Here is an 18,680-nt window from a genome sequence, read left to right on the forward strand (position 1 = left end):
CAGGGCAGGGCGTTGCGCGTGCGCTGGGCATGTTCATCAATACCTTGCCATTGCGTGTGCGCCTGGGCCGGCGCAGCGTGGCCGAATGCCTGCGCGACACACAGGACGCACTGACCGACCTGTTGCACCACGAACATGCCAGTCTGCCGCTGGCCCAGGGCTGCAGCGGGCTGCGCGGCGGCGCGCCGCTGTTCACGGCCTTGCTGAACTACCGGCATGCGCAGGCCCATGACGAAGCGGCTGCGCAGACCTGGAACGGCATGGAGATACTGCACAGCCGGGAGCGTACGAACTTCCCCGTGGGCCTTTCGGTGAACGATACGGGTGACGACTTCACCCTGATCGCCCATGTGCTGCGCTCGGTGGGCGCCCAGCGAATTTGCGGCTACATGCACCAGGCCCTTGCCGGCCTGGCGCAGGCGCTTGCCGAGCATCCTGCCCAGCCGATCGCGCAGATACCGCTGCTGCCGCCTGGCGAGACGCAGCAGTTGCTGCAATGGAGCATCAACGGGCAGCGCCATGCCCAGGCCTTGCCCGTGCACCGCGAGTTCGAGCGGCGCGTCAGCGAGCAGCCGCAAGCCGTGGCCCTGGTCCATGACGGAGAAGTGCTCAGCCGCGCCGAGCTGGACTGGCGCGCCAATCGCCTGGCACACCGGCTGATCGGTCTGGGCGTCGGTCCCGAGGTGCGCGTGGGCATTGCCGTGGAGCGCTGCATCGACATGGTGGTGGGCATACTGGCCATCCTCAAGGCCGGCGGCGCCTATGTGCCGCTGGATACCGAGTACCCGCCCGAACGCCTGGCCTACATGGCGCAGGACAGCGGCATAGCGCTTGTGCTGACACAGAGCCATACACGAGGGACCTTGCCGTTTGCGGAGGCATTGCGTGTAGTCGAACTCGACGGCCTGGACCTCTCGGCCGAATCGGCACAGGCGCCGGACGTGAAGTTGCATGGGCACAACCTGGCCTATGTGATCTACACCTCGGGCTCCACGGGAAGACCCAAGGGCGCAGCCAACCGGCATGCGGCCCTGGCCAACTGCATGGCATGGATGCAGGACCACTACGGCCTGGGGCCGGACGACGCGGTACTGCACAAGGCGGCTTTTGGCTTCGACGTTTCCGCTTGGGAAATCTTCTGGCCACTGACAGCCGGCGTGCGCCTGGTCCTGGCAAGGCCCGGCGACCACCGCGATCCCGAGCGCATCGTCGACCTGATACGCAAGCACCAGATCACCACGCTCAATTTCGTGCCCCCCATGCTGCAGGCCTTTCTGGCCCACGAAGGCATTGAGGAGGAAACCCGGCTGCGCTACGTGATCTGTGGCGGCGAGGCCATGCCGGCGGAGACACAGCGCGAGGCCTTGACCCGCTTGCGCGGCGTCAGCCTGCAAAACCTCTACGGTCCCACCGAGGCGGCCATCCACGTGACGCATTGGACCTGCCGCGACGATGGCCGCAGCCAGGTTCCCATAGGCCGTCCCATCAGCGATACCCGGGCCCTGGTGCTGACCCAGGACCTTGCGCTGGCGCCGACGGGCGTGGCCGGCGAGCTGTATCTGGGCGGAGAGGCGCTGGCGGCCGGCTATCTGGGCCGGCCAGGACTGAGCTCGGAGCGCTTTGTGGCCGATCCTTTCGACGGCGCGGGAGGCCGCCTGTACCGCACTGGCGATCTGGTGCGCTGGAACGATGAGGGGCAGCTCGAATATCTGGGCCGCATCGACCATCAGGTCAAGATCCGGGGCTTTCGCATCGAACTGGGCGAGATCGAGGCGCAGTTGCTGGCTCAGCCCGAAGTCAGGGAGTCGGTGGTGGTGGCACGGCGCGGGCCCGCCGGCATGCAACTGGCCGGCTATGTCTCCCTGCACGATGCAGTGGCCTGCAATGCGGCAGAACTGCGCATGCGCCTGGGCCGAATCCTGCCCGACTACATGGTGCCCGGCACTCTCACGGTGCTCGAAAGCCTGCCCTTGACGGCCAACGGCAAGGTGGACCGCAAGGCCTTGCCCGAGTCCGAACTGACCGGTGCGCAGGTCTACGAAGCGCCGCAAGGTGAGGTGGAGCAGATGCTGGCACGCATCTGGGCCGAGGTGTTGGGCGTGGAGCGCGTGGGCCGGCAAGATCATTTCTTTGAGCTGGGCGGGCACTCCTTGCTGGCGCTGAAACTGCTGGAGCGGCTGCGCGCCCAGGGCTGGGCGACACAGGTGCGCACGTTGTTCCAGCACCCAGGGCTTGCGGATCTTGCGCAGGCACTGCGCGAGGACCAGGAACAGCAGGAACCGGCGCTGAACATCCCACCCAACGGCATTCCCGAAGACTGCACGGCAATCACCCCCGCCATGCTGACCCTGGTGGCGCTGGACGCGCAGGAGATTGCACGGATCGTCGCAGCCGTGCCCGGTGGTGCAGCCAACATCCAGGACATCTACCCGCTGGCACCGCTGCAGGAAGGCATTCTTTTCCACCACATGCTGCACCAGCAAGGCGATGCCTATGCCACGCCCAACCTGCTGAGCTTCGATACGCGCGAGCGGCTGGAAGGCTTCGTGGACAGCCTCAACCAGGTGATCGCAAGGCACGACATCCTGCGCACGGCCGTGCTCTGGGAGGGATTGGCCGAGCCCGTGCAGGTGGTCTGGCGCAAGGCGCAGGTCCAGGCCGAGTGGCTGGAGGTGCAGGCTGGCGCCGATGCGGCGGCGCAAGTGTACGAGCGGCTGGATCCGCGCGTGCAGCGCATCGAAGTGCGCAAGGCACCGATGATCCGCGCCGTGGCGGCGCAGGATGCGCCCCAGGGCCGCTGGCTGCTGCAGCTGCTGACGCACCATCTGGTGCTGGACCACACGACGCTGGAGCGCATCGTCGAGGAGATTGGTCTGATCCGCCAGGGGCGCGAGCATGCGCTGCCCCGGCCGCTGCCGTTCAGGCGCTTCGTGGCCCAGGCACGGCTGGGGGTGAGCGCCAGGGAGCACGAAGAGTTCTTTCGCGCCATGCTGGGCGATGTGGATGAGCCCACGGCGCCGTTCGGCCTGTTGGACGTGCAGGGTGACGGCAGCGGGGTGCAGGAGGCGCGCCATGTGCTGGATGCGGGGCTGGCACGCGCCGTGCGCCTTGCGGCGCAGCGCCAGGGCGTGAGCGCGGCCAGCCTGTTCCATCTGGCCTGGTCGCTGGTGCTGGGCCGGACCACGGGCAGGGACGACGTGGTGTTCGGCACGGTGCTGTTCGGGCGCATGCAGGGTGGCGAGGGGGTGGAGCGTGCGCTGGGCATGTTCATCAACACCTTGCCGCTACGCATACGGCTGGGAGAGCGCAGCGTGCAGGAGTGCCTGCGCCAGACACATGAGGGTTTGTCGGGGCTGATGCACCATGAGCACGCGACGCTGTCGCTGGCGCAGCGCTGCAGTGCGCTGGAGGGAGGCACGCCGCTGTTCTCCACCCTGCTCAACTACCGCTACAGCGCGGCGCAGGACGTGGACACCGCCGCCAGAACCTGGGAAGGCCTCACGGTCCTGGGTGGCGAGGAACGCACCAACTACCCGGTGACGGTATCGATCGACGATCTGGGCGAGGGCTTCGGCATCGTGATGCAGGCCAGCGAGTCCATTGGTGCCCAGCGGCTGTGCGTCTATATGGACGCGGCTATCGAAAGCATCGTTGGGGCGCTGGAGCAGAATGCGCAGGCCGTTCTGGGCCGGCTGGACGTACTGGGCGTCGCGCAAACGCAGCAGTTGCTGGGCAGCGGCCAGGCATCAGGGCATTTCCCCGCCAGCCATCCCCTGCACTGCCGCATCGAGCAGCATGCGCGCCGGCAGGCCCATGCGCCCGCTCTGGGTTGCGGAGCACAAAGCCTCAGCTATGGCGAACTCAACGCCCAGGCCAACCGCCTGGCCCATCGCCTGATCGTCCTGGGCGTGCGCCCCGAGTCGCGCGTGGGCATTGCCATGTCGCGCTCGGTGGAGATGGTGGTCGGCCTGCTGGCCATCCTCAAGGCCGGTGGCGCCTATGTGCCGCTGGATCCGGACTATCCGGCCGACCGGCTGGCGCACATGGTGGAGGACAGCGGCATTGCCCTGGTGCTGACGCAGGCTGCAGTGCGTACGCGCATTCCGGGCGCAGACCACTTGCAGATTCTGGAGGTCGATACGCTGGACCTGTCGGCCGAATCGGATGCCGATCCGCAGGTGCAGGTCTCGGCCGACAGCCTGGCCTATGTGATCTACACCTCGGGCTCCACGGGCCGCCCCAAGGGCGCGCAACTGAGCCACCGCAACGTGGCGCGGCTGCTCGCTGCCACCGATGCCTGGTTCGGCTTCGGCCCCGACGACGTCTGGACGCTGTTCCACTCCTACGCCTTCGACTTCTCGGTCTGGGAGATCTTTGGTGCGCTGTGCACGGGTGGCCGGCTCGTGGTGGTGCCGTACTGGGTCAGCCGCTCGCCCCAGGACTTCCTGGCGCTGTTGCGTGCCGAGCGCGTCACGGTGCTCAACCAGACGCCTTCGGCGTTTGGCCAACTGGTCCATGCGGTGGAGCAGGATGAGGAGGGCGGCTCCGGCCTGTCGCTGCGCCATGTGGTCTTTGGCGGCGAGGCGCTGGAGCCCGAGAGCCTGAGGCCTTGGTTCGATCGCTTCGGGGACGAAAGCCCCCGACTCATCAACATGTACGGAATCACCGAGACCACGGTGCATGTGACGTACCGGGAGATCACCAGGGCTGACCTTCAAGGCGGACGCAGCCCCGTGGGAGTGGCCATTCCCGACCTGGGCCTGTATGTGCTCGATGGCGGCCTGGACCTGCTGCCGCAGGGCGTGGCCGGAGAGTTGTTCGTGGCGGGCGAAGGGCTGGCACGCGGCTACCTGAACCGTGCCGGGCTGAGCGCAGAGCGCTTCATTGCCAACCCGTTCAGCGAGGCAGGCGAGCGCCTGTACCGCACCGGCGACCTGGTGCGCTGGAACGCACAGGGCGAGCTCGAATACCTGGGCCGGGCCGACCAGCAGGTCAAGATCCGGGGCTTCCGCATCGAGCTGGGCGAAGTGCAGGCCCAGCTGCTGGCGCAGCCGGAGGTGCGTGAGGCCGTCGTGCTGGCCAGCCAGGGGCCGGGCGGGGCGCGCCTGGTGGCCTATGTCTCGCTGAACGAGGAAGTCGAAGACGGGCTGCTCAAGGAGCGCCTGGGCCAGGTACTGCCCGACTACATGGTGCCTTCGGCCATCGTGGTGCTGGATGCCCTGCCGCTGACGGCCAATGGCAAGGTGGACCGCAAGGCGCTGCCCGAGCCGGAGACGGCGGGGGCACAGGAATACGAGGCGCCGCAGGGCGAGGTGGAGCAGATGCTGGCAGGCATCTGGGCCGAAGTGCTGGGCGTGGAGCGCGTGGGACGCAACGACAGCTTTTTCGAACTGGGTGGTCATTCGTTGCTGGCCCTGAAGCTGCTCGAACGCATGCGCGCCAGGGGGCTGGCGGCCCAGGTGCGCAGCCTGTTCCTTCAGCCCAGGCTGACCGACTTTGCGCAGGCCCTTGGTGGCGAACAGGCCGATGCTCGACCCGAGGTGCAGGTGCCGCCCAACGGCATTCCCGAAGACTGCACGGCCATCACCCCGGCCATGCTGACCCTGGTGGCGCTGGACGCCCAGGAGATTGCACGGATCGCCGCAGCCGTGCCCGGTGGTGCAGCCAACATCCAGGACATCTACCCGCTGGCACCGCTGCAGGAAGGCATTCTTTTCCACCACATGCTGCACCAGCAGGGCGATGCCTACGCCACGCCCAACCTGCTGAGCTTCGATACGCGCGAGCGGCTGCAAGGCTTTGTGGACAGCCTCAACCAGGTGATCGCAAGGCACGACATCCTGCGCACGGCTGTGCTCTGGGAGGGATTGGCCGAGCCCGTGCAGGTGGTCTGGCGCAAGGCGCAGGTGGTTGCTGAATGGGTGGAGGTGCAGGCTGGCGCCGATGCGGCGGCGCAGTTGCACGAGCGGCTGGACCCGCGCGTGCAGCGCATCGAAGTGCGCAAGGCACCGATGATCCGCGCCGTGGCGGCGCAGGATGCGCCGCAGGGCCGCTGGCTGCTGCAGCTGCTGACCCACCATCTGGTGCTGGACCACACGACGCTGGAGCGCATCGTCGAGGAGATTGGTCTGATCCGTCAGGGGCGCGAGCATGCGCTGCCCCAGCCGCTGCCGTTCAGGCGCTTCGTGGCGCAGGCACGGCTGGGGGTGAGCGCCAGGGAGCACGAAGAGTTCTTTCGCGCCATGCTGGGCGATGTGGATGAGCCCACGGCGCCTTTCGGCCTGCTGGACGTGCAGGGTGACGGCAGCGGGGTGCAGGAGGCGCGCCATGTGCTGGATGCGGGGCTGGCACGCGCCGTGCGCCTTGCGGCGCAGCGCCAGGGCGTGAGCGCGGCCAGCCTGTTCCATCTGGCCTGGTCGCTGGTGCTGGGCCGGACCACGGGCAGGGACGACGTGGTGTTCGGCACGGTGCTGTTCGGGCGCATGCAGGGCGGTGAAGGGGTGGAGCGTGCGCTGGGCATGTTCATCAACACCTTGCCGCTGCGCGTACGGCTGGGAGAGCGCAGCGTGCAGGAGTGCCTGCGCCAGACGCATGAGGGGTTGTCGGGGCTGATGCACCATGAGCACGCGACGCTGTCGCTGGCGCAGCGCTGCAGTGCGCTGGAGGGAGGCACGCCGCTGTTCTCCACTCTGCTCAACTACCGTTATCTGGTTCAGGATGACGGGACTTCCAGCGCATGGGAAGGCCTCACGGCACTGGGTGGACAGGAGCGCACCAACTACCCGGTAACGGTATCGATCGATGATCTGGGCGAGGGCTTCGGCATCGTGATGCAGGCCAGCGAGTCCATTGGTTCCCAGCGGCTGTGCAGCTACATGGGGGCCGCCATCCAGGCGGTCGTCGGGGCGCTGGAGCGGGCTCCACACAGCAATGCAGGGGCGCTGCAGATTCTGGGTGAGACGGAGCGGACGGCGCTTGAGCGCTGCGGCAGCAGGCAGCCATGCCTTGCGCATGCCGTGCCGCTGCAGCACGCGATCGAAGAACAGGCGCGTGTGCGGCCTGGGGCGAAGGCCCTGGTATTCGAAGCACAAAGCCTCAGCTACGGCGAACTCAACGCCCAGGCCAACCGCCTGGCCCACCGCCTGATCGCCCTGGGCGTGCGCCCCGAGTCGCGCGTGGGCATTGCCATGTCGCGCTCGGTGGAGATGGTGGTCGGCCTGCTGGCCATCCTCAAGGCCGGTGGCGCCTATGTGCCGCTGGACCCGGACTACCCGGCCGACCGGCTGGCGCACATGGTGGAGGACAGCGGCATTGCCCTGGTGCTGACGCAGGCTGCAGTGCGTACGCGCATTCCGGGCGCAGACCGCTTGCAGATTCTGGAGGTCGATACGCTGGACCTGTCGGCCGAATCGGATGCCGATCCGCAGGTGCAGGTCTCGGCCGACAGCCTGGCCTACGTGATCTACACCTCGGGCTCCACGGGCCGCCCCAAGGGCGCGCAGCTGAGCCACCGCAACGTGGCACGGTTGCTCGCTGCCACCGAGGCCTGGTTCGGCTTTGGGCCTGACGATGTCTGGACCCTGTTCCACTCCTACGCCTTCGACTTCTCGGTCTGGGAGATCTTTGGTGCGCTGTGCACGGGTGGCCGGCTCGTGGTGGTGCCGTACTGGGTCAGCCGCTCGCCCCAGGACTTCCTGGCCTTGCTGCGTGCGGAACGCGTCACGGTTCTCAATCAAACGCCTTCGGCGTTTGGCCAACTGGTCCATGCGGTGGAGCAGGATGAGGAGGGCGGCTCCGGCCTGTCGCTGCGCCATGTGGTCTTTGGCGGCGAGGCGCTGGAGCCCGAGAGCCTGAGGCCTTGGTTCGATCGCTTCGGGGACGAAAGCCCCCGACTCATCAACATGTACGGCATCACCGAGACCACGGTGCATGTGACGTACCGGGAGATCACCAAGACAGATTTGGATGGTGGCCGCAGTCCCGTGGGAACTGCCATTCCGGACCTGGGCCTGTACGTGCTGGACGGCAGTCTGAACCTGCTGCCGCAAGGCGTGGCGGGCGAGCTGTTCGTTGCGGGCGCGGGCCTGGCGCGTGGCTACCTGAACCGGCAAGGCCTGAGCGCGGAGCGCTTCATCGCCAACCCCTTCACGGACGATGGCAGCAGGCTGTACCGCACGGGCGACCTGGTGCGCTGGAACGCGCAGGGCGAGCTCGAATACCTGGGCCGGGTCGATCAGCAGGTCAAGATCCGGGGCTTCCGCATCGAGCTGGGCGAAGTGCAGGCCCAGCTGCTGGCGCAGCCGGAGGTGCGTGAGGCCGTCGTGCTGGCCAGCCAGGGGCCGGGCGGGGCGCGCCTGGTGGCCTATGTCTCGCTGAACGAGGAAGTCGAAGATGGGCTGCTCAAGGAGCGGCTGGGTCAGGGGCTGCCTGACTACATGGTGCCTTCGGCCATCGTGGTACTCGATGCCCTGCCGTTGACGGCCAATGGCAAGGTGGACCGCAAGGCCTTGCCCGAGCCCGAACTGGCGGGTGCACAGGTCTATGAAGCGCCGCAGGGCGAGGTGGAGCAGATGCTGGCAGGCATCTGGGCCGAGGTGCTGGGCGTGGAGCGCGTGGGCCGCAGCGACAACTTCTTCATGCTGGGCGGCGATTCCATCCTGAGCCTGCAGATCGTGAGCCGGACGTACCGTGCTGGCTGGCGCATCACGCCCCGGCAATTGTTTGAGCGACAGACGGTGGCCGAACTTGCGGCCGTGGCAGAACGTGCGGACCAGGGTGCGGCGGTGGCCGTGGCCACATCGGCCGGGCAGCGTGGCCGTCTGGTGGACTTTTTCGATGCACAGGTCCTGGCGGGCCTGCCGTTCGCCCAGGACGATGTGGAGGATGTCTATCCGCTCACCCCGACGCAGGAAGGCATGTTCTTCCATGCCATGGAGGCGCCGGGAACCGGGCTGTATGTCAACCAGCTCGGGGTGGACCTGTCCGGGGTCGATGCCGAGCGCCTGGCCCGCGCCTGGTCGGCCATGGTGCAGCGTCACGCCATGCTGCGCACAGCCTTTGTCTGGCAGGCTGGCATCCAGCGACCGCTGCAGGTGGTGCTGCGCCAGGCAACGGCAAAGTTCGTGCAGCATGACTGGCGTGGGCTTGATGATGCGGTCGAGCGCGCGGACCGCCTGGGCAGGGAGGAGTTGCGCAGGGAGACCGACTGGCTGGCTCCGCCGCTGGTCCGCATCCACCTGATCCGCATCTCGGACACGGGTTACCGGCTGCTGTGGACCCAGCACCACATCCTCTCGGACGGCTGGAGCGATTCGCGGCTCTGGGGTGAATGGCTGCAGAGCTATGCGGGCGAGCAACTGCCCGCACAGCCTCCCGCCTACGGGGACTTCCTGCGCTGGCTGCAGCGGCAGGATGCCGAGGCTGCCAAGGCCTTCTGGCAAGGGGAGCTGGCCGGGCTCGAGGGGCCGGTTCTGCTGGCCGACCCCCAGCAGCGCACCGGCAACGACGGCTATGCCAAGCTTTTCACGCGGCTGGATGCGCAGCGGACAGCCGCCCTCGTGCGCCTGGCCCAGCGCGAGCGCGTGACCATGAACACCCTGGTGCAGGCCGTTTGGTCGCTGGTGTTGCAGCGGCAGGCCGGCAGCCGGCAGGTCGTCTTCGGCGCCACGGTGGCCGGCAGGCCTGCAAGCCTGGAGGGCGCCGAGCAGATGCTGGGCCTGTTCATCAACACCATTCCGATCGCCGTATCGGTGCGCGCAGGCGTATCCATCGGTGAATATCTGCGCGCGGTTCAGTCCGGCAATTTGCGAGCCCGGGAGTTCGAGCATTCGGCACTGGCCGACATACAGCGCTGGGCAGGATCCGCAGGTCGGCCCTTGTTCGACAGCATCATCGTTTTCGAGAACCATCCGATGGACCAGACCATGAAGCGCCTGGACCAGTTCGGGCTGGAATTCGGTGCCGTGGCCGGCAGCGGCCTGACCGGCTACGCCATGGATTTGCAGGTCACCGTGGGTGAGGTGCTGGAAATCGAATACTGCTACGCGCGCCAGTCCTTCGACGAGGCCCGTGTGGCGGACATGCGGCAGCTGGTCGAGCATTTGCTGCACCAACTGTTGGTTCTGGATGCGGACCAGCCCCTGGGGCAGATGGGGTGGCTGGGCGCTTCGCAGCATGCCGGCATGCTGGCACTGGGCCGCTTCGAACCGCTGGCTCCCCAGGGACCGCGCAGCACGGTGCATGCGCTGATCGCGCAGCAGGCGAGCGCGCGGCCCGAGGCCATCGCCTTGCGGATGGGCGATGCGCACATGAGCTATGCACAGCTCGACGCACAGGCCAATCGCCTGGCACGCCATCTGGTGGAGCTGGGTGTGGGACCCGACAAGGTGGTCGGGGTGGCGCTGGAGCGCTCCATGGACATGGTGGTTGCCTTGCTGGCCGTGCTCAAGGCGGGTGGTGCCTATGTGCCGCTCGATATCGCCTATCCCTCCGACCGGCTGGCCTTCATGCTCCAGGACAGTGAGGCCATGCTTCTGATCAGCCAGAGCAGCGTGCTGCCCCGGCTGGCCGCGCTACAAGTGCCGACACTGCGCATGGAAGACGTGCCCAATGGCCAGCTGGAGGCGCACGGCTTGGCGCCGCGCTGCGACGCCGATCATCTGGCCTACGTGATCTATACGTCAGGCTCCACCGGGCTTCCCAAGGGCGTGGCAGTGTCCCACGGCCCGTTGGCCATGCACTGCCTGGCCACGGCGCAAATCTATGGGATGACGCCCGCATCTTGCGAGCTGCACTTCATGTCCTTCTCGTTCGACGGTGCCCATGAGCGCTGGCTGACGCCCCTGTGCGTGGGAGCCAGCCTGGTGCTGAGGGACGGCGAACTCTGGACGGCCGAGCAGTCCTATCAGGCGCTGCAACGCCATGGCGTGACCACGGCGGCCTTCCCGCCTGCCTACCTTGGCGAGATCGCCGATTGGGCCGCGCCGCGCGACGATGTTCCCGAGGTGGAACTCTATGTCTTTGGCGGAGAGGCCATGCCCAAGGCAGCCTACGACAAGGTGTCCACCCATCTGCGGCCGCGCTGGCTGATCAACGGCTATGGACCCACGGAAACGGTGGTGACGCCGTTGATCTGGCGCACCGGCGGCGATCAACGCTTCGAGTGCGCCTATGCACCCATAGGCAGGCCCGTGGGCGAACGTTCCGTCTACGTGCTGGACGAGGACATGCAGCTGTTGCCGGCCGGCAGGGTGGGCGAGCTGTATATCGGAGGCTACGGTCTGGCGCGCGGCTATCTCGGGCGCAGTGCACTGACCGCCGAGCGGTTCATCGCCAATCCGTTCGATGCGCAGGGCGGGCGCCTGTACCGGACCGGCGACCTGGTGCGCTGGATGGATGACGGCAATATCGAGTACATAGGCCGTGCCGACCATCAGGTCAAGATCCGGGGCTTCCGCATCGAACTCGGCGAGGTGGAGAAGGCCGTGCGCGCGCTGGCCGGCGTTGCCGATGCCGCCGTGGTTGTGCAGGAGGCTGCCTCTGGCCGTCAACTGGTGGCCTATCTGGTGCTGGACGGCCTGGCAGCGGACAACCGTGCAGGTCAGCGCATGCGCCAGCAGCTTTCCGAGCGCCTGCCGGACTACATGGTGCCGGCGCATTGCGTGCCGCTGCCCGCCCTGCCTCGTCTTGTCAGCGGCAAGCTGGACCGCCATGCACTGCCCCTGCCCGAGGCCAAGGGTGCGAGAGCTTTCGTGCCGCCCTCGACGGACGAGGCCCGTGCGCTGGCCAAGGTATGGCAGGAGGTGCTGGGCGTGGACCGGGTGGGCGAGACCGACAACTTCTTCGAACTGGGCGGAGATTCGCTGCTCAGCCTGAAGATGCACGCCAAGGTGCGCAAGCTCGGCAACCGGCGGCTGGATTTCAAGCTGCGCGATCTGTTGCAACGGCCCACGATCGCCGGCCTGCTGGGTCTGGGCGCCGAACAGGAGACACGCGCTGCAGGCCTGATCGCTCTCAATGCCGTATGCGAGGGGGTGCCACCGCTTTTCTGCATCCATGCGGGCTTTGGAACCATCTTCGACTACCAGCCGCTGGCCAGGGCGCTCAACGGCGTGCGGACCGTGTATGCGATCGCCTGCCGCAGTCTGTCTGCGCCAGACCACCTGGACCATTCGCTGGAACAGATGGCCGATGACTACTGCCGCATGGTCCGCGCCGTTCAGCCCAGCGGGCCCTACCACCTGCTGGGATGGTCATTGGGCGGCAGCCTTGTGGCCTTGATGGCATCCCGGCTGGAGGCCCAGGCCCAGACGCTGGGACTGCTGGGACTGGTCGATCCCTTCGTTCCCGAGGCCGGGCAGACCTCGTCCGATGACTGGTGGCCGGATTTCCTGGCCTTTGTGAGCCACCTGCTTCCCCACGCAGATATCGATGATGTGGCCGAGGTCCGCACCGTCCCCCAGCCCAGCGCCGACCTTCTGGCGGGGCCTCTGGGACGTGCTGCGGCCCGCGCGGGAGCGAATCTGGCCGAAGGCAGCGTGCCTATGGAGGGGGCCGATCTGGCCCAGACCTTCATGACGGCGCTGCATCTGAAGCACCTGTCATTGCAGACCGAGAGGCTCAGGCCAGTGGCTGGCATGGCTCAGCTGTGGTGGAGCGAGGGCCGGAACGTCAGCGACCGCACCAGGTTGCGACAGCAGCTGCGGCAGGATGATGTGCAGGGTACGGAAATCGATGCCGACCATTTCTCCATGCTGCGGGATGCCGGCCTGCTTGCGCAATTGTTCGAGCTGCTGGCCTGCGAGTTCGAGCCAGGATGATCCGCGCCGCCCCTTGGCCTTGCTGTTGCCGCGCCAAGGGGGCTGCGGGGCCGCAGTGCCTGCTTGATCCGGTCGTTGCCCCGTTACAGATTGTCTCCGTTTTTGGCGCGCGTACGTCTTACAGGCCAGGATGTGTTGGTTCAGGCACCAGGCTGAATGCGCATCTGGTTGGTAATCAATCTTGTTCAATGAATCTGAAGCCCGTCAATCATGTGTCCTATGCCTCGTCAACATCTGCTGAGCATTGCTCTGGCCGCCGCCTTCGGCTCGGCCTCGCTTTGGTCTCCTCTTGCTGCTGCCCAATCGCCCGGGCAGAGTGCTGCCCAGGTCTTTGAAATCAACATCCCGGCGCAGTCGCTCGCCTCCGCGCTCAATGAGCTGTCGCGTCAGACCGGAGCCCAGATGTTCGCTGCCGGCGATCTCGTGACAGGGGTCCAGTCGCGGGCGGTGTCCGGCAAACTGAGTTCGGAGCAGGCCTTGCGTGAGATGCTTGCAGGGACTTCGCTGGAGGCCACGAAGACCGCAAACGGCGGTTTTGCGGTGCGTCGTTCCGCGGGCACGCCAAGTTCTGCATTCACCTTGCCCACGGTGACGGTCACGGACAGCGAAGCCGCAAGCGGCCCGCTCAAGGGCTATGCCGCCAAGCGCAGTGCAACCGGTACCAAGACCGATACGCCGACTCTGGAAACGCCGCAATCCATCACCATCATCGGCGCCTCGGAAATAGAAACACTCAAATACCAGAGCCTGCAGGATGCGCTGGGATATGCCGCAGGCGTCAACCGTGCCGAGGGTCTGGACAGAACCACGGACAGCCTGTTTCTTCGAGGATTCCGCACGGACGGAATTTATCGGGATGGCACGCTGTACACGGTAAATATCTATAACGGAAGACAGGAGCCGTACGGACTGGAGCGCATTGAACTGCTCAAGGGCGCGTCCTCGGTACTTTATGGATCGGTCGCTCCTGGCGGGGTGATCAATACGGTCAGCAAGCGGCCCACGGCTGAAACTATTCGTGAACTGAATGTGGAAATTGGCAGTTTCAACCACAAACAGGTTTCAGGTGACTTTTCAGGATCGCTGGACAAGACTGGAGAGCTGACCTATAGAATAACGGCCCTGCAGCGTGATAGCAATACGTTCATAGACCATACCCCGGATGATAGAACGTACATTGCCCCCTCCCTGAAGTGGCAGCCCAATGCGGCAACCTCGCTGACCTTGCTCATGGAGTATCAGAAAGACCGCACTGCCTACGTCAACGGCCTGCCGGGACCGGGAACGGTGCTGCCCAATCCCAATGGCAGGATTCCTCCGGAAAGATTCACGGGCGAGCCAGGCTTCGACAAGTACGGGCTGGAGCGATACTCCATTGGCTACCTGCTGGAGCATGCATTCTCGGAACGCCTGAAACTCAGGAGCAGCATGCGTTACTTCGATGCGAATGTGACCTACCGGAGTGCAGCGGGATGGGGACTGAGCAGCGACCAGAGATCGCTTGTGGGACGCGCAGCACAGACGCGCTGGGACAGGTCTTCTGCCTTCGTGATGGACAACTCCCTGGAGTACAAGTTGGACCAGGGCAACGTCCGGCACACGATATTGGCTGGCTTCGACTACACGTTGCCAAAGCATGAGTCTGAGCGCTACAGGCAGTCATTGCCGAATCTCGATGTTTTCAATCCGATATATGGAGGGCCTTTCGGGCCCATCAGCCGGGTTGATGGCTCATGGAAATCGGATATGAAACGTCTGGGTGTTTATGCTCAGGATCAGATAAAGATATCCAATAAATGGGTGTTTCTGGTCGGCGGGCGATATGACTCCGTTCGCTACAACGAAAGCAGTTTCTTCACGGGTGAGTCCATTGCAGACAATGAGAAAACCACAGCATTTACCGGGCGCCTTGGCCTGGTTTATCTGGCAGAAAACAATGTCGCTCCCTTTGTGAGCTTCAGCCAATCGTTCGAGCCCACAGCGGGTCGGGACCGCCTTGGCAGCCGCTACAAGCCCACCAAGGGCGAGCAGGTTGAAGCGGGTGTCAGATACCAGCCCCGTGAAATGAATGCTACGTTCTCTGCCGCGGTATATCAACTGACCAGAAACAATTTGCTGGTAGCCGATCCCCAGGATCCCACCGGAAGTTTCGGCATCCAGGCCGGAGAAGTTCGCTCGCGCGGCTTTGAGCTGGAGGCGCGGGGATCTGTGGGACGCAATGCCAACATCATTGCCGCCTATGCCTATACGGATGCGCGCACGACTGAGGCCAGCCCGCTGCAGCCAGGCGAGGTCGGCAAGAGGCTGGTCAATGTGCCCTACAACCAGTTGTCGCTTTGGGGTGACTACAGCTTTGGTGACTTCGGCCTGCCGCAGCTCAAGGTCGGACTTGGTGCACGCTACATAGGCCGCACCCGTGGCATGGCGCACAGCGTTCCCGTGTCGGTTCCCGCGTTCACCGTCTTTGATGCCATGGTCAGCTACACCACAGGCCCGTGGCGCCTGGCCTTGAATCTGACCAACTTGACGGACAAGACCTATGTCTCCGGTTGCACCTACGGCTGCTTCTACGGCGAGCCCCGCAAGGTGATCGGCACGGCCACCTATCGCTGGTAAGCGGGCATGGGCCATGGGCCACGGCTGGAGCGATCCGGCCGTGGCCTTTTCTTTGTCGGGGAACCGAAGGCGTCGTTCAGAGCGCCTGCAACTGCACGCCGCCACCGGCCTGCGGGCGCACCCTCAGCGGCAGGATGGACGGCAGCACGGCCAGCAGGCCGGCCGAGTCATTGGCGCGAAAGCGCCCGGTCAGGCGCAGCGCGGCCACGCGCGCATCGGCGGCTTCTATGGGCTGGGTGCGGTAGGCGTTGACCGTGGCCAGGGCCTCGGCCAGCGGGGTGTTCTCGAAGACCAGCCAGCCCTCGCGCCAGGCGGACAGCGTGGCGGCATCGGCCTGGCGCACGGCCTCGGCCTGGCCGTTGCGGATGTCCACGATCTGGCCGGGCAGCAGGTCCAGCGTTGCCGCCGCCGGGCCCGTCGCATCCTGCGCATCCCTGCCCAGCACCCGGACCCTGACATGGCCATGCTCCACGCCCACGGTGACGGGGCCACCGCGGTCGCGCACGGTGAAGACCGTGCCCACGACCTCAATGCGCGCCTCGCGCGTGATGACCTCGAAGGGCCGGTCGGGATCGGGGGCCACGTCGAATCGCACTTCGCCCCGGGCCATCGACACGCTGCGGCGCTGGCGGTAGAGCGTCACGGCAATGGCGCTCTGGGGCGCCAGTTCCACCAGGCTGGCCTGCAGCGGCAGCTTGCCGTCGGCCAGAGTGATCTTGAGGATTTGCGAGTTGCGCGTGGCGTAGGCCGAGGTGTGTATGGGCTGCTGCCAGTACCAGTAGGCGCCCCGGCCCGCCAGCGCGCCTGTGCCCAGCAGCCCGGCGAAGGACAGCAGCAGCTTGCGGCGCCGGACAGCCTGGGTGGAGCGCGAGGCCCGGTCGGCCAGCAGGGCGGTTTCCTGGAACTGCTCGCGCAGGCCGCCGGACATGCCGCCCAGCAGGTTCCAGCGCAGGTGCGCCTCGCGTGCGGCGGCATCGTGCCGGGCTGATTTCCCGCGCCATTCGCCCAGGGTCAGGCGGGCCTGGTCGGCCACCGGGTCGGGAGCGATTTCGCTTTGAACGATCAGCGTCAGCGCATGCTCGACCATGCGCTCGCTAGGTGCACTTGCCATGGAAAGGGGGAGTCAGGATGCGTCGTCGGTCAGTGTACTGTTGTCGAAATCCATGGCGCTGCCCAGCGCATGGTCCTCGATCAGTTCGGAGCGCAGCTGGGCCAGCACGCGCGAGCAGTCCAGCGTGGCACGCACCATGTGCTTGGCGACGGCCATTTCGGTGATGTTGAGCTGATCGGCGATTTCCGCGCGCGTGTAGCCATGGGCGCGAAAGAGGATGAAGACTTCGCGCCGGCGAGGCGGCAGGCCTTCCAGCGCCTGGACGACGCGGTTCAGGATCTGGCGCTGGGCGGCCAGGGTTTCGCTGGAGGGCGCACTGTGCTGCACCACCATTTGCTGGCGCGTCCATTCCTGGGCGGTCTTGCGCTTGCGCGCGTCGTCGATGCACAGATTGCGTGCCACGCGAAACAGCAGGGCGCGTGGGGATTCGATGCCGGCGTCGGGCAGGGTTTCGGCCTTCTTGCCGCTGCGCAGGCCCAGGGCGTGCACATAGACCCGCTCGAAGCTCGATTGCGCGATGTCGGCCGCATAGTGCGGATCTCGGAGATCGCGCGTGAGCTGGCGGCGCAGATCGCCATAGTGAGCCACGAGTTCCTGGATCAGGTCACGCATCCGGATACCTGCCTTTCCGCAAGGGCGATGGGTTGGAACCCCTGGGTCCGTACAGAGAAGGGCCTACCGGATGCTGCAACCCCGGCCAGGGCCGGGGCGGTGCAGCAGCGGGTATGGGATTCAGCGGCGCAGGTGATTCAAATTCAAATGCAAATGGTTTGCATTCAAATTATGGCATGGGAGATCCCTGCGCCATCATGCCCTGTGCGATCTTTCAATCCTGCAGCGCCAGCTGTTCTGTGCGCGCAACATCGGGTCTTTGGGCTTGCGCTGCCAGCAGGGCTTCACCGATTTCGCCGGTGCGCACCGAAGTGACGGACAGCAGGGTGTCGCTGAGGCCGTGGGAGCCCTCGCAGGCGCCCTGCAGGAAGATGGCGGGGCGAAAGTCCGGCGTGGTGTGCACCTGGTAGTCGCGGCTCACGGAGAAGTCGCCCAGGTAGGGGGCCAGCGGGTCCAGCAGGGTCTTGTGGTGCTCGCGCGCATAGCCGGTGGCCAGCACAACCACGTCGTAGCGCGATGCATGGTCGATGCCGCTGTTGAGATCGCGCAGGCCCAGGTGGATGCCGTCGCTGGCGGCGCGCACTTCCTGCACCTCGTGGCGGCGCAGGAAGCGGTGGCGCGTATCGCCGACGACCTTCTGTTCATAGAACACCTTGAAGATGCTCTCGATCAGCTCCAGGTCGGGACAGGCGTAGTTGGTGTGCCAGAACTCGCGCAGCAGGGCGCCGCGCTCGTCATGCGGGCGGCTGTAGACATGGTCCACGAAGTCGGCGTTGAAGATTTCGTTGACGAAGGGGCTGTCGTCCGAGGGGCGGATGGAGCGGGCGCGCATGACCAGGTCGATCTCGGCCGTGGCGTAGCGGCCGTGCAGGTCCATGAAGATTTCGGCGGCGCTCTGGCCCGCGCCCACGACGGCGATGCGCAGCGGCCTGGCATGCTCGGCAATGCTGCGCAGGTAGGCGCTGGAGTGGAAGACGCGCGCATCGCCGCGCAGGGGCTTGAACTGCTCGGGAATGCTGGGCGTGCCGCCGATGCTCATGACCAGGTTCTGGCCCACGCGCTCATGCACGTTGCCGGCCGCATCGCGCGAGCGCACGCGCAGCAGCTCCACCTTGCCGTCGCGTTTTTCAGGCAGCACCTCGATGACTTCCTGGCCGTAGACGCAGCGGTCCTCGAACTTGGAGGCGGCCCAGGCCAGGTAGTCGTTGAACTCGTGGCGGCTGGGAAAGAAGGTCTTGAGGTTGATGAAGTCCTGCAGCCGGCCCTTCTCGTGCAGGTAGTTGATGAAGGTGAAGCGGCTGGTGGGGTTGCGCAGCGTGGCCAGGTCCTTGAGGAAGGACACCTGCATGTGGGCCTGCTCCAGCAGCATGTCCCGGTGCCAGGCGAAGCGCGGCTGCTTTTCGATGAAGACGGGGTGCATGGCCCGCGCGGCGGTTTCGCGCTCCTTGAGGGCGATGGCCAGGGCAATGTTGGAGGGGCCGAAGCCGATGCCGATCAGCGGGTGGGTTTGCATGGAAGGTCCT

The 18,680-nt window shown here is 66.0% G+C and carries 5 protein-coding genes (1 of these 5 only partly in view); 2 read left to right on the plus strand and 3 right to left on the minus strand.

Annotation, left to right across the window (positions count from 1 at the left end; translation table 11 throughout):
• On the plus strand, positions 1-12,818 hold the 3' portion of the coding sequence (locus AC57B5_RS28440) for a non-ribosomal peptide synthase/polyketide synthase (RefSeq protein WP_496400753.1). 4,282 nt of this gene lie to the left of the window's left edge; only the last 12,818 of its 17,100 coding nucleotides appear in the window; the start codon falls outside the window, past its left edge; the stop codon is at positions 12,816-12,818.
• A 210-nt stretch (positions 12,819-13,028) separates the two neighbouring features.
• Positions 13,029-15,434 (plus strand): TonB-dependent siderophore receptor, encoded by a 2,406-nt coding sequence (locus AC57B5_RS28445; RefSeq protein ID WP_349614607.1) that lies wholly within the window; start codon positions 13,029-13,031, stop codon positions 15,432-15,434.
• A gap of 76 nt (positions 15,435-15,510) precedes the next feature.
• Here AC57B5_RS28445 and AC57B5_RS28450 read toward each other — a convergent pair whose 3' ends face one another.
• The 3 genes from AC57B5_RS28450 to AC57B5_RS28460 form a co-directional block, all read right to left on the minus strand.
• Positions 15,511-16,545, minus strand: coding sequence for a FecR family protein (locus AC57B5_RS28450; protein ID WP_310637888.1), 1,035 nt, complete (start codon positions 16,543-16,545; stop codon positions 15,511-15,513).
• Positions 16,546-16,557: 12 nt separating this feature from the next.
• Positions 16,558-17,157 (minus strand): RNA polymerase sigma factor, encoded by a 600-nt coding sequence (locus AC57B5_RS28455; protein WP_012206549.1) that lies wholly within the window; start codon positions 17,155-17,157, stop codon positions 16,558-16,560.
• Positions 17,158-17,371: 214 nt separating this feature from the next.
• Entirely contained in the window at positions 17,372-18,670 is a 1,299-nt protein-coding gene (locus AC57B5_RS28460) for a lysine N(6)-hydroxylase/L-ornithine N(5)-oxygenase family protein (RefSeq protein WP_496400754.1), read from the minus strand.
• Positions 18,671-18,680: the final 10 nt, after the last annotated feature.

It is taken from the genome of Delftia sp. BGA-UO-ETr-SB1 (genome assembly GCF_059567865.1).